We start from the raw sequence: 13,397 nt of genomic DNA on the forward strand, positions 1-13,397 counted from the left end.
CACCGTGTCCGGACCCGGACCAACGTAGGAGAGTATCTCATGCCCCCCATATTCCGTGCGTCGATCGTCGCCATCGCGCTTGTCGCCGGCGGTGCCGCGCTCGCCGGCCCCTCCAAGAACCCGATGGTCGGCGGTGCTGCGATGTATCCGACCAAGAACATCATCGAGAATGCCGTCAATTCGCACGACCACACCACCCTGGTCGCCGCGGTCAAGGCAGCCGGCCTGGTGGAAACGCTATCGGGCCCGGGTCCCTTCACGGTCTTCGCCCCGACCAACGCCGCATTCGCGAAGCTGCCCGCCGGCACGGTCGATACGCTGGTCAAGCCCGAGAACAAGGCGATGCTGACCACCATCCTGACTTACCATGTCGTGCCCGGCAAAATCAGTGCGGCGATGATCGCCGCCAATGCCAAGGCGCATAAGGGTGTCGCAACCTACACCACGGTGCAGGGTGGTACGCTCAGCTTCATGAAATCGGGCAAGGGCTGGGCGATCAAGGATGCCAAGGGCGGCGTGGCGAAGATCACGATTGCCGATGTCAACCAGTCGAATGGCGTCATTCACGTCATCGATTCGGTACTGATGCCGTAGCGTCCGCAAGAAAAATCGAGAAAAATCGCATCGGCCATGCATCGGATTGCGGTGTGGTGCGTATATACGGCGGTCTTTCCCCCAAGCGGAAGACGTGTACGGGCGCCGGTCCCCCCTCCAAAACGGCGCCTTGGCGTAAAAAAGGACCTGCCGGCGCCCCAATGCCGGCAGGTCCTTTTCTTTTTCTCCCGACGCTCCGGACGCATCGCGACCCGAGGCGATCGATCGGGTCAAAAGCCGATCCTCCCCACCGCATCGGGCTTGCACGCCACCTCTCGCGCCAACCGGTCGACCACGGCGCGTGCGTCACTGGCGGGCATATGACGCAGCTGGCGGGCGACCACCGCGAAATCGCCCGGAGTCAGTCCCGACACGTCGGTCAACCCGGCCGGCGCGGGCATGCCGAAGAAGCGCTCGAACGCCCGTTCCGCCCGCTCGGGCCCGAGCGGGCGCAGGTCGAGCTTGAACACGAAACGCCGGAGCGTTGCCGGATCGAGCTTCCAGCCATGGTTGGTCGCCGCCACCACCGGCAAAGGATGGCGGTCGAGCCAGGTGAGCAGTTCATTGACCTGGCTCACTTCCCAGCTGGTCCGCGCGGTGCTGCGGTCGAACAGCAGTGAGTCCGCTTCGTCGAAGAACAACACCGCGCCACGCTGCCGCGCTTCGGCAAAGGCCCCGGCGATCCGCGCCTCGGTCTCGCCGACATAAGGAGACAGGAGATCGGACGCGCGCTTGGTAACCAAGGGTCGGTCGAGCCGCCGCGCGAGATGGTCGGCGAGTGCGGTCTTGCCCGTACCCGGCGGGCCGGTCAGCAGCAACGAGACATCGGTCGCCTCCCCCGCGCCGATCCGCTCGAACAACGGACCGAGCGGGGCGTCGGCCTCGTACAGCTCGAGATCGAGCGGACCGAAGCCGTCGAGCGGCAACTCCCCGCCGCGAAGCGCGCGCACCAGCGCTTCGGCCGAACGAACCCCGCCATCGGTCTCGCCCGCCAGCCGTCCGGCGCGCGCGGCGACCCGCAGGACCGTCGATGCTTCGGGCGCAGCGTCAAGCAACCGCTCGAAGCCATTGCCCGGTGCCACGCCCTCCTCGGTCGCGATGCGATTGAGCATACGCCGTCCCACGACGCGCGACGGCATGTCGAGCTTCAGCACGAAGCTCATTCGCCGCAGAATCGCATCATCGACATTGCCGATCGCGTTGCTGGTCCAGATCACCGGGACCGGGTTCGCCTCCAGCATGCGGTTGACGAAGATCTTGCTGCCCTGACGCCGCGCGACCCAGTCGCCGCTGCTCGGTTGCGCATCGCCGATCAGATCTTCCATCTCGTCGAACAGTAAGGCCGCGCCGCTGCCACGGGCAAGCAGCCGCTGGGCGAGCTGCAGCGCATTGACCCGGTCCCACCGCGTCGGTTCGGTGCCATCGTCATCGACTTCGCCGACCCCATGCAGCGCAAGACCCGCCGCGGCGGCGAGCGTGCGGGCGAGTTCGGTCTTGCCGGTGCCGGGCGGGCCATGGATCAGGATGTTGATCCCCGCCGCCTGCTCGCGCGCCGTGCCGCGCAGCAGGTCGACCATGAACGCGGCATCGGCGACATGCGCGAAGTCGTCCAGGTCGAGCCGCGCCGCCTGGCGGATGCCGATCAGCGTATCGATCATGGCGTCACCCTTGTCCGGCGCACGATCGAGCAAGCGTTCGAGTGTCCAGAAGACGTCGAGTTCCACTTCGCCGCGGCGATTGGCATAGAAGCCGGCAAGGCCGAGCCGCAGCACGGCGCTTTGCCGCACGACGCGCGCGGCCTCATGCGGTTCGGCTCCGGCCAGTTCGCCGAGCAGCGCCGGCAAGTCATGGCCATGGGTGATGGCGATCGATATCAGCCGCTCGACGCGCGGCAGCCGGTCGCACGCCACGACCAGGATCAGCAGCGCGCGATCGATCGGTTCCAGCGCGAGCAGGTCGGCAAGGCGATCGGCCAATTCCAGGACGTGCGGGCGCGCCTCTCCCGTTGGCCGCGCCGTCGCGACCGCCTTGAGCAACACCTTCCATTCCAGCGGCTTTGCTGGCTTGTCGGGCCCCTTCTTGCCTGACCCGGCCTTGCCGGGCTTCGTCGCGGTCAGCCAGGTTCGGTGTGGCTCGGCCCATGTCAGTACCGCCACTGCCAGCGGTGCGGACGCGGATATGCCGCGCCCGATCCGGAGCAACAGGCTCCGGACGATTTCATGTTCTTGCATGATCTTTTCCGTATTCCCGCCCGGACGGCGCGCAGGCGCAACGAAGCGCAGCGCGCGGCCGGGTCGATCGAATCTGTCGGTGTGGGAATACTGCGGCGGCGCGTGCTGCCCCGGCCGCAGCGCTTTACGGAAAAGCGCCTATGGCTGGGAGCGGTCAGCGCCGAACAGAACGCCCATCGTGGCGGTCATATTCAACAATGCATATCTCCGATGCACGACCGTCATTGGGATGTCGCGCGCAGCGGCCCCTAGCCGAAACGACCGCTGCGCGCAACTTGGGTTAGCGGATGTCGACCCGATGGGTGCCGGATGCGCTCTGTTCGAACACGCACTGCCGGCCGAGAAAACGGGCGATGATGTCCGCCGCCGTCAGGCTGTGCTGGCTCGGCTTGACCGTGGTGAACGCACCGCCGCCGGCAAGCGCGAAGGGCAGCAGCAACTGATCGGCGAGATAGGGCCCGGCAAACGCGTCCGATGCCTCATAGCCCGACATTCGCGCCGCCGCGCGCTTCGCGACCTGTTCGGCGGACACGCCGAGCTGGCCGAAACCGCTGACGATTTCGGTGACATGCTCATAGGCCGCCTCGAGCAGCAGAATATTGCCCGGCCCCTGTTCCTCGGGCAGTTGGCGGACCGCGAACGCTTCCTCCGGCCAGTCGAGCAGCGTCTTCGCGGTCACGATCTCGCGATCGGCCACCTCGAAGGGCAGGCCGGCAAACATCGCCAGCGCCGAGCGTGACAGCAATGCGCCCCGTTCGACACACTCGATCGGCCGCAGTGGCGCGGGCATGATGTCGACTTCGATCCGGCCACCGCCGCGCGGGTAGAAGCCGTGGCGCGTCAGCCGCGCTTCGACCCTCGGTCCCATGCGGTTGATCACCGGCAGGAAGGTTCGCGCGATGAAGTCGAACGGCGGCGCCATCATGTTATGCGTGCCGCCTTCGAGCACGAGCCGCGACGGCGCATCGGCGAGGATCAGCGGCATCAGGATCGTCTGCAGCACGAGGCCCGTGCTGCCGGCGGTGCCGACCGCGAAGCGATACTCGCCGGGCACGACCGTTCCAGGCCGGAAGGCGAGGTCGCTCGACCCGACCGCCAGCCCATCGCATTCCGCCCCGCCGATCGCGCACGCGGCCTCCACCGCGGTGACATGCTGGCGCATCAGCCCCGGCTTCGACCGCTTGCCGCGCACATTGCTGATCCGGAACGGCGTGCCCGTAACGAGCGACAGCGCGCACGCATTGCGCACCACCTGCCCCCCGCCTTCGCCTTCCGATCCGTCGATGATGATCACGTGTCTGTCTTTCTTATCTAAAATCGTGTTTTGCCCTGGCGAGGCATCCACCAGAACCATATCGGCGTGGCGGCCTTTTTGTCCTTGGGCCATAATGCGAAGTCGCCCCCGCCTGTGCTGACCTCGACAAAGGCGGATCGCAAATCAGGCAGTTCCTCCTCGCCCACCCTGAGGATCATTCGGCCGTCCGCGATTGACGGCTCGAAATCCGGATAGCCTGGCTCGTACGCTATGCGCAGCGTTCCTGGCTTTTCTCGGATTGGCTCTCCGAAGTTCGGCACACTGAAAATCTCGGGCGACGGGGCGTTCAGGGCAATCGTACGATGATGCCCGACTGCTTCGGCGCTCATCCGATCAAGTAAGTCGGCGATCGACGCACAGCCGTCCCCATCGGCCGTCATGTGCCAGCCGGCATGCTTGCTTCTGCGAGCCGAGTAGCGCCACAGATAGACGTGACCGACTTGCTTCCAGTCGTTGACCTTCAGGGTCATGATGCTCTCCGGTGGCGACGTGCGCCAAGGGCTAACCCTTGACGCACACCACTTGCTTCAGCGTGTGGACGATCTCCACCAGATCGGCCTGGGCGGCCATCACGGCTTCGATCGGCTTGTAGGCGCGCGGACTCTCGTCGATCACACCCACATCCTTGCGGCACGCCACGCCCTCGGTCGCGGCGATATGCTCGGCCAGCGACACCTGCTTCTTGGCCTCGGTACGTGACATCACGCGTCCCGCACCATGGCTGCAGCTGTCGAACGACTCCGCATTGCCCAGGCCCCGGACGATGAACGATTTCGCGCCCATCGACCCCGGGATGATGCCCAGTACGCCCTTTGCCGCGCGCACGGCCCCCTTGCGGGTAACGAGAACATTCTCGCCGAAATGAGTCTCCCGCGTCACATAATTGTGATGGCAGTTGACCGCTTCCAGCTCGGCATCGAACGGCTTGGCGATCACGCCCCGGACCGCGCGGATGACGTTGGTCATCATCATGCGGCGGTTGAGTGCCGCATAATCCTGCGCCCAGCCGACTGCCTCGACATAATCGTCGAAATGGTCGGTCCCTTCCGGGAAATAGGCCAGGTCCTGGTCGGGCAGGTTGATATGCCATTTGCGCATGTCCTGCTTGGCCAGTTCGATGAAGAACGTGCCGATCGCATTGCCCACGCCGCGCGACCCGGAATGAAGCATCAGCCACACCCGCTGCTCGGTATCGAGGCACATTTCGATGAAATGGTTGCCCGTGCCGAGCGTGCCGAGATGCACCAGGTTATTGGTGTTCTTCAGCCGCGGATATTTCGCCGTGATCGCCTCGAACCGGGCGAACAGAGTCGCCCAGGCCTCGACGATCGCCGGTGGCGGATCGCCCCATGAACCAGTGTCGCGGTTGCCGCGTCCGACCGAGCGGCCATGCGGCACGGCACGTTCGATCGCCGCGCGCACGCCCTCAAGATTGTCGGGCAGGTCGCTCGCGACGAGCGAGGTGCGCGCCGCCATCATGCCGCAGCCGATATCGACCCCGACCGCAGCCGGGATGATCGCGCCCTTGGTCGGGATCACCGAGCCCACGGTCGCGCCGATACCGACATGCACGTCCGGCATCGCCGCGACATGCTTGAAGATGAACGGCATCTGCGCCGCACGCGCGAGCTGCGCGCGCGCCTTGTCGTCGACCGGCACGCCGCGCGTCCACATCTTGATCGGCACGCCACCCTCGACATGCTGGTAATCGAAATTCGCTTCGGTCATCACGACCTCCTGTTGCTCTTCTTACTATGGCGCCGGTATCGGGCGACGAGGTATTGGTGAGACAGCGGCCCGTGTCCTGCCCCTCTAGACGACGATCCAATCGGCTGATGCCGCGCTGGATCGGCCGGAATCGAACCGGCGTTTCGGGCGTGCCATATAGTCCCACCGGCATTCGCCATGATCTCGGCAATGTCGGTCCCGGCGACGAGATGTGACGAGACATTTCCCTGAGCTATCCGGTTTCCCGGAGGCGGAGTTGGACCGCCGACCTCCTGCTTGAAGCAGGCGCTCTGACCTGTAGTCCCGCCGGCATTCGCCGGACGTGTCTTGTTGCTGACGACGAATTTTTGGGGGACGGTTTGTGCTCTACCCGCTGAGCTACCCGCTTGCGCGAGGCGGGAATCGAACCCGCGACACCATGTAGTCCCACCGGCATTCGCCAGCTTGAATTGGTTCACGGCGACGAAAAGAAAAGCGCGAGACGTTCCCGAAGGAACATCGTGACAGGATGTAGTCCCGCGCGGCATTCGCCGTGATGTATCGACAGGCCGTGGCGACGAAGAATGGCGAGACGTCAGCGTCCTTAAGCTACGTTCCAGCGGCGGGATTTGAACCCGCATCTCCCCAATCCATTGCTGGGTTGGGGCGCTTTACTCTTCGGACTATCTTGGAGGATGTAGTCCCGCCGGCATTCGCCACAGCCTGTTTCAACTGTTGATCATCATATCTCCGTCTGGTTGACGATGCTGACCCAATCGCGCGTCTCGCCGGTGGCGAATTTCGCGATCGTGTCGAACACCGCGTCGGAGAAGCCCCCGACATTGAGTATTTCCGGGCGGCCCGATGCCTGGGTCGTGCCATGCGTCTGGATGTCGACGCACACCAGCTTCGCTCGTGGATTGCGCCGCACGATCAGGTCCCATTCGCGCATCGTCTGGGTCGCGCCACCGCGAGTCGCATCGACCCACGAGGCATTGTCCGAGACGATCACGACGAGATCGACCGCCGCCCGTTCCGCATTGAGCATCGCCAGCGGCGCCGAGACATTGGTCCCGCCACCCCCGACCGCCGCCAGCTTCGCCGTATTCACGGCAAGGCGGGCAAAAGGATCGAGGTTGATCCGCACGACCTTTTCCTCGAACGGCAGCACCCGAGCGTCGCGGTTGGTGCGCAGCATCGCTGCGGCGACCAGTGCCGCCACGTCGTTGCACGTCACCGTCGACGTGGCGCCCTTGCGATAGCCCGTTGCCGGCGAGCGCATCGATCCCGACACGTCGGGGCAGACGACCACGCGGCCCGCCACTGTCGGCACGCTCGCGACCGAAGCCTCGAGCGCATCCTCCAGTGCGGCCTGCACCTTCAGCGGCACGCCTTCGCCGACCGAGCCCAGTGCCACCATCAGCTGATAGGGCAGGACTCGCGCCTTGGTCAGCGCGTCCGCATCGGACAGCCGGGCGGCAACCGTCGCGGTGACTCCCGTCACACCGAACGCGCCATTGCGCGCCAGCGTGTTGAGATTCATCCGCAGCGCCTGCCAGCCGATCGTGCCGGCGAGCTGCCCCCACTGTTCCGCGGTGAGCGGAACGGCGGTGAGCCATTCGAACGGCACCGGCGGCAGGGCACCCGAAGGATCCCGCTTCCACGCCTCGAACGCGGCGATCTCGATCGGCAGCGCCGCGACATCATAGGGCTTGGCGATCAGCCAGCCATAAAAGGCACGCCGCGCCGCATCCGCGGGCTTGGGGTGAACCATGCGCACGATATCGGCGAGCGACGGATCATTGCCCGTCGCGGCGGCCATCAGGTCGCGCATCGACGCCCGTTCCAGCCAGGTCTTGACCAGCCGCTTCGGCCGCGTGCCGAGTGACGTACGGCCAACCTGGCCCGAACGCATGATCTGCACGAAGCTGCGCAGCATGCGGCCATTATCGATCACCTGGCCGAACACCCGCACCGCGAGATCCGGATCGGCGACGGTCAGATAAGCGGCGAGCAATGCCGGCATATCCTTCATCGCGCCGGCCTTGCGGGCATAGACCGCGGCCTTGGCGACGAACCGCGGATCGACCGCTTTCGCCGCCGCCAGCACTTCGGTGAGGTGCGTCTCGGCCGTTGCATAGGCGCTGTCATTGAGTGTGCCCGTCGCCGCAAGCTGGGCGAGCTTCGCCTCCGCGCCATAGGCATAGGCCGGCGCGCCTTCGCGGTTCAGCGTATCGGCCGCCGGAAGCAGCCTGGCGATCGCCGATGCGAAAAGTCCCTTATTGGCCATCGTTCAACTCCTTCTGGTCGGGGCAGCCGGAGTCGAATCAACGACCCCGGTCTGCGCCTGATAAGAATGCCGTGCGATCCGGGGCGGCTGGCCTATTCCAGCCGCCCCTCACCGCGCCGCCCTGCTGGATGTTCGACGAACCAGCATGACGTGATGGCTATTGCAGTCGGCGTGCCAGTTCGGGCGAGCGCAGCGCGGAAACTGACAAGCTTATGTTATTAGAGGGAATAATTTCGACTTCGGCATTGAGGGAAGTGATCGCCTGATCTGTGCTGGCCGAAATATGGATAGACTGAGCGCGCTTTTTATCCCATGGTATAAACATGAGACCCTTGGTCGTGATCGGATTCCTCGGCTCGACACTCGATGCGAGCAAATATGGCCCGTCGCGCTGGAACCGCTGGCGACCGTCGGTCGGGCTGACCATGCATGAGGATCTGCGCGTCGATCGCTTCGTCATGCTGCACGGCACGCCGCATCGCAGCCTGGCTCAGTATATCGCCGACGATATTGCCAGCGTGTCGCCCGAGACGATGGTCGATCGCCATGTCATCGACTTTCGCGATCCGTGGGATTTCGAGGAAGTCTATGGCAAGCTGCTCGACTTCACGCGCGGCTATCCGTTCGATCCCGATGCCGAGGATTATCTCGTCCACATCACCACCGGCACGCATGTCGCGCAGATCTGCCTCTTCCTGCTGAGCGAAGCGCGCTATTTGCCTGGCCGTCTGTTGCAGACCCAGCCGCAGCGCGGTGCGCCGACCAGCGCGCCGGGCAGCTGGAATGTGATCGACCTCGATCTGTCGCGCTATGACAGTATCGCAACGCGCTTCGCGGCGGTCAGCGCCGAGAGCACGTCGTTCCTGAAATCCGGCATCGACACGCGCAATGACAAGTTCAACCGGCTGATCGACGAAATCGAGCAAGTCGCGGTGCGGTCGACCGCGCCGGTGCTGCTGATGGGCCCGACTGGCGCGGGCAAGAGCCAGCTGGCCCGGCGCATTTATGAACTGAAGCGGTTGAAGCATCAGGTGAAGGGGCCGTTCGTCGAGGTCAATTGTGCGACCCTGAAGGGCGATAGCGCGATGTCGGCGCTGTTCGGGCACCGGAAAGGGGCGTTCACCGGTGCCGCCGCCGATCGGCTCGGGCTGCTGCGGACCGCCGATACCGGCATGTTGTTTCTCGACGAGATCGGTGAACTCGGGCTCGACGAGCAAGCGATGATCCTGCGCGCGATCGAGGACAAGCGCTTCCTGCCGGTTGGGGCCGACAAGGAAAGCGCGTCCGACTTTCAACTGATCGCCGGCACCAATCGCGATCTTGGCCGCGCCGTGTCCGAGGGCCGGTTCCGCGACGACCTGTTCGCGCGCCTCAATTTATGGACCTTCGCGCTGCCCGGCCTTGCCGACCGGCGTGAGGATATCGCGCCCAATCTCGATTATGAACTCGACCGCTTCGCCGAGCGCGAGGGCGCGCGCGTGACGTTCAACAAGGAAGCGCGCGATCGTTATCTCGCCTTTGCGACCAGTCCGGCCGCCTTGTGGCAAGGTAATTTCCGCGACCTCGCCGCCAGTGTCACCCGTATGGCGACCTTCTCGCCCAAGGGGCGGATCGACGCCGATACGGTCGATGCCGAGATTGGCCGGCTGGCGCGGCTCTGGCGCGCGGATGGCGCAGCGCAGCGCGACGCGCTGGATACTCTGCTCGAGCCGGCGGTGGTCGAGGCGCTCGATCCGTTCGATCGGGTACAGCTTGCGCATGTCATTGCCGTCTGCCGGCGCAGTCGCTCCTTGTCGGACGCCGGGCGCAGCCTGTTCGCCATGTCGCGGACGCGGCGCGCGTCATCGAACGACGCCGATCGCTTGCGCAAATATCTCGCACGTTTCGGGTTGGACTGGTCGCAACTGGCGGACTGATCCACGGCCACAGGCCCTCAGACAGATTCTGGCGGTTTTGCGCCCCGGCGACGCAATGTCCGGACTTCCTTGCTCTCCCGTAATGATCGAAGATGATCGTTGACGTGATCGTGAAAGAGCAATAATGCTTGGAGCTGACAAGAGAGTGGTTGTCAGTTTGAGAATGCGTCGGCCGGACTCCGGGAAATCCGGCGCGGCAGTCAGCGAGAACGATCGGGCGCGATGGCCCGGCGATTGGGGAGGATTATATGATCAAGCGGCCTGAGAATAATTTGGTCCTGTCACCAGCGACTTACGCGTTCCGCGCTGGCGTTTCCGCCGCGGCCGTCGCGATCGCCGTGATGGCGGGGCCTGCCTTTGCGCAGACCACGCCCGCAACGCCGGTGGACAGCGCGCAGATCGATTCGGCTTCCGGGCCGGAAGTGATCCAGGACAATAGCGACATCGTCGTTACCGGCACCTTGCTACGCGGCGTCGCGCCGGTGGGCACCAATGTGGTCGGCCTCAACCGCGATGACATTCTGAGATCCGGCGTGGCGTCAGCCAATGATCTGCTCGCGGACATTCCCCAGGTTGGCAATTTCGGCACGCTTCCGGTCGGCACGGGATCGTTCGCGCTCCCGGTCGTCCGGCCCAATATCCGCAATCTCGCGGCTGCGGGCGGGAGCTCCACGCTGGTCTTGCTTAACGGCCACCGCATGGTCGGCGCCGGCGTCCTGCAGACCACGGTCGATCCCTCGATCCTGCCGCCGGAGGTGATCGACCGAGTCGAGATCGTGCCCGATGGCGGCTCGGCGATCTATGGTTCCGATGCGATCGGCGGCGTCGTCAACTTCATCACCCGCCGCCGGTTCAACGGCCTCGCTGCAAACGTCCGCTATGGCTTTGCCGACGATTATCAAACCGTCGATGCCAGCCTGACCGCCGGCAAGGACTGGGGCAGCGGTTCGCTGCTGCTCACCTATGCCTATGCCTGGCACGACAACATCCAGAACCGCGATCGTGCCTATACGGCGGCCGACCACACGGCACGCGGCGGGCAGGATTTCCGTTCGACGGTCTGCCCCGGCGGCAATTTCACCGATCTGTTCACCGGCCTCACCTTTGCCGGACCGACCTTCACGCCGGGATCGGTGAAGAAGTGCGATTCGAGCGCTTATTCCGATCTCTATCCGCGCGAGGAGCGCAACACGGTCTTCGCCTCGTTGACGCAACAATTGTCGGATGCGATCGAATTTTCGGCCACCGCCTATTGGTCGCGCCGCGATACCACGACCCTGAGTCAGACGCCCGGCGTCTCGGGAACAACCAATATCACGGCGATCAATCCCTTCTTCCGGCCGCTTGGCCCGTCGCCGGTACAGCTTGTTTCACTCTCGTTCGACAATGTGTTCGGACCGACGATGACGAGCAATGCCCGGTTCGAATCTTATGGCGTCACGCCCGGATTCAAGGTCGATATCGGCAAGGACTGGCAGGTTCGCGCAGAGGCCAATGTCGGGCGCAGCTATAATCTGGTGCTCGAAAATACGATCAATACCGGTGCAGTGGACGCAGCGCTCGCCAGCTTCAACCCGGCGACCGCGCTCAATCCCTATAATCTGTCGGCAACCAATCCGGCGGTGCTGGCCAAGATCGGCAATTTCCAGAATTACGGTCGCGCAATTCAGGAACTCGCCGAGGCGCGCGTGGTGGTTGACGGCTCGCTGGCCGAACTGCCGGGCGGCAATGTCCGCCTCGCGGTCGGCGCCGAATATCATTACGAAAACCTGGCGTCGCAGATCAGCTTCAATCCGCGCGGCGTGTTCACCAATTCGATCGCCTCCTTCGCGTCGCGTAACGTGAAATCGGCCTTTGGCGAACTGCTCATCCCGATCTTCGGGGAGGGGAATGGCGGCCCGGGCATGCGTGCGCTCTCATTGTCGGGGTCGGTCCGCTACGATGATTACAGCGACAATGGCGGCACGACCAATCCGAAGGTCGGCTTCACTTACAAGCCGGTCGATCAGCTGACGATCCGCGGCAATTACGGCACGTCGTTCCATGCGCCCAGCCTGGCCGACACCACCAGCACATCGGATTCGCGCGCGCAGATCCTTCAGATCAGCCCATTCCGGGCCCAAGGCAGCCTGCCCACTGATTTCAATCGTCCGACGATCATTCTGGCCGGCGGCAATCCCGCTCTCAAGCCGGAAAGGGCCAATACCTGGTCACTCGGCTTCGACTGGAAGCCGACGATCGTGCCTGGCCTGGTCGTCAGCGCGACCTATTATAATGTGCATTTCAAGGATGCGATCCAGGTTCCGCCGCTCACATCGCCGGTGCTGTTCTCGAATCCCGGCTATGCCAGCTATTATATCATCAACCCCACACTGGCTCAGTCGCTTGCCAAGGTCGGCAACCTGCTGCTGAACGGCGCATCGAGCATTCAGTCGCTCTATGGTCCCACGATCACGCCCTATGTGCTGATCGACGCTCGCCGCAGCAATATCGGTGCGATCAAGGTCGACGGGATCGATTTCAACATCAACTATCTGCGCCCAACCGGGTTCGGCTCGATCAATCTTGGGGTCAGCGGCACCTATACGCTCAACCGCACGAACCAGGCGGTGAAGGGTGATCCGTTCATTGATGAACTGAAGAACGGCACCGGGCGGCTGGCGATGGTGGCGACCGCCGGCGGCAAGGTCGGCGACTTCACCGCCCAGGCCAAGCTGAACTACCGGCAAGGCTTCCCGATCCTCGGTCTCGGGGCGCAAAAGCGGGTTGGGGCGTTCGCTCCGGTCGATCTGTTCTTCAGCTACGCGCTGCCGGACAAGGGCGTGCTCAAGGGTACGTTGCTGACGCTCAATGTCGACAATGTGTTCGATCGTGATCCGCCTTATGCCGACATACAGTCCGGCTACACCAATGGCGGCACGATCGGCCGGCTGGTCTCGGTCGGTCTGCGCAAGAAGTTCTGAAGAACGAAAACCGTGTGATTCAAGCAGGAGAGTGACATGAAGCTCGGACGTCTGATGAATGCGAAAAAACTGCCCCGGACATTCGCCGGGTTGATCGCGGCGCTGATGGTGGTTGGGGCTGGCCTTGTCCCGGGCACGGCGCTGGCCTTCAGCCCCCCATCGGTGGCGACGTTCAACTATGGCATGACCGCTTATGGCTATCAGCTGATTTCCATCGACACGGTCTTCTGTGACGGAACCTTTCAGCACGCGCCGCTCCTCTTCGGCGTGATCACTCATACCGAGACGCAAACCTATACGTGCTGACCTTTGCCCGGCCGCCATTCCAGCAATGGGATGGCGGCCGGTTTGATATATTGTTCGAGTTCAGTTTCTGAGGAG

Annotated in this window: 9 protein-coding genes; 4 read left to right on the forward strand and 5 right to left on the reverse strand. The window is 64.0% G+C overall.

Annotated features, from left to right (window positions below; all coding sequences use genetic code 11):
• Positions 1-39: 39 nt before the first annotated feature.
• Entirely contained in the window at positions 40-594 is a 555-nt protein-coding gene (locus tag OO12_RS18135) for a fasciclin domain-containing protein (RefSeq protein ID WP_034160130.1), read from the forward strand.
• A 230-nt stretch (positions 595-824) separates the two neighbouring features.
• Here OO12_RS18135 and OO12_RS18140 read toward each other — a convergent pair whose 3' ends face one another.
• From OO12_RS18140 to OO12_RS18165, 5 genes are all read right to left on the reverse strand, one after another.
• Entirely contained in the window at positions 825-2,825 is a 2,001-nt protein-coding gene (locus OO12_RS18140; RefSeq protein ID WP_034160131.1) for an AAA family ATPase, read from the reverse strand.
• A gap of 280 nt (positions 2,826-3,105) precedes the next feature.
• Positions 3,106-4,119: an RNA 3'-terminal phosphate cyclase gene (gene rtcA, locus OO12_RS18150; protein ID WP_034160133.1), complete on the reverse strand. Its 1,014-nt coding sequence runs from the start codon at positions 4,117-4,119 to the stop codon at positions 3,106-3,108.
• 17 nt (positions 4,120-4,136) lie between these two features.
• The gene (locus tag OO12_RS27065; RefSeq protein WP_052216019.1) at positions 4,137-4,610 is read right to left on the reverse strand and encodes a hypothetical protein; all 474 of its coding nucleotides are present in this window, start codon (positions 4,608-4,610) and stop codon (positions 4,137-4,139) included.
• 31 nt (positions 4,611-4,641) lie between these two features.
• Positions 4,642-5,868 carry an RtcB family protein gene (locus OO12_RS18160; RefSeq protein WP_034160134.1) on the reverse strand — a complete coding sequence of 409 codons (1,227 nt, stop codon included), beginning with the start codon at positions 5,866-5,868 and terminating at the stop codon, positions 4,642-4,644.
• A 721-nt stretch (positions 5,869-6,589) separates the two neighbouring features.
• A complete protein-coding gene (locus tag OO12_RS18165; RefSeq protein ID WP_034160135.1) occupies positions 6,590-8,137 on the reverse strand; it encodes a TROVE domain-containing protein in 1,548 nt (515 codons plus the stop codon).
• Between the two features lie 323 nt (positions 8,138-8,460).
• On the opposite strand from OO12_RS18165, the gene rtcR reads away from it, so the two are divergent.
• The 3 genes from rtcR to OO12_RS18180 all read left to right on the forward strand — a co-directional run bounded on the left by rtcR (position 8,461) and on the right by OO12_RS18180 (position 13,322).
• A complete protein-coding gene (gene rtcR, locus OO12_RS18170) occupies positions 8,461-10,053 on the forward strand; it encodes an RNA repair transcriptional activator RtcR (RefSeq protein ID WP_034160136.1) in 1,593 nt (530 codons plus the stop codon).
• A 248-nt stretch (positions 10,054-10,301) separates the two neighbouring features.
• Positions 10,302-13,016: a TonB-dependent receptor domain-containing protein gene (locus OO12_RS18175; RefSeq protein WP_034160137.1), complete on the forward strand. Its 2,715-nt coding sequence runs from the start codon at positions 10,302-10,304 to the stop codon at positions 13,014-13,016.
• 36 nt (positions 13,017-13,052) lie between these two features.
• On the forward strand, positions 13,053-13,322 hold the full coding sequence (locus OO12_RS18180) for a hypothetical protein (protein WP_034160138.1): 270 nt from the start codon (positions 13,053-13,055) through the stop codon (positions 13,320-13,322).
• Positions 13,323-13,397 lie beyond the last annotated feature (75 nt).

Origin of the sequence: Sphingomonas sp. ERG5 (assembly GCF_000803065.1) — a bacterium.
Classification (GTDB): Bacteria; Pseudomonadota; Alphaproteobacteria; order Sphingomonadales; family Sphingomonadaceae; genus Sphingomonas.

Bases quoted from the DNA above. Each gene is read 5' to 3' on its own strand.
- OO12_RS18135 (WP_034160130.1), top strand. From the start codon at position 40: ATGCCCCCCATATTCCGTGCGTCGATCGTCGCCATCGCGCTTGTCGCC.
- OO12_RS18140 (WP_034160131.1), bottom strand. From the start codon at position 2,825: ATGCAAGAACATGAAATCGTCCGGAGCCTGTTGCTCCGGATCGGGCGC.
- OO12_RS27065 (WP_052216019.1), bottom strand. From the start codon at position 4,610: ATGACCCTGAAGGTCAACGACTGGAAGCAAGTCGGTCACGTCTATCTG.
- OO12_RS18160 (WP_034160134.1), bottom strand. From the start codon at position 5,868: ATGACCGAAGCGAATTTCGATTACCAGCATGTCGAGGGTGGCGTGCCG.
- OO12_RS18165 (WP_034160135.1), bottom strand. From the start codon at position 8,137: ATGGCCAATAAGGGACTTTTCGCATCGGCGATCGCCAGGCTGCTTCCG.
- rtcR (WP_034160136.1), top strand. From the start codon at position 8,461: ATGAGACCCTTGGTCGTGATCGGATTCCTCGGCTCGACACTCGATGCG.
- OO12_RS18175 (WP_034160137.1), top strand. From the start codon at position 10,302: ATGATCAAGCGGCCTGAGAATAATTTGGTCCTGTCACCAGCGACTTAC.
- OO12_RS18180 (WP_034160138.1), top strand. From the start codon at position 13,053: ATGAAGCTCGGACGTCTGATGAATGCGAAAAAACTGCCCCGGACATTC.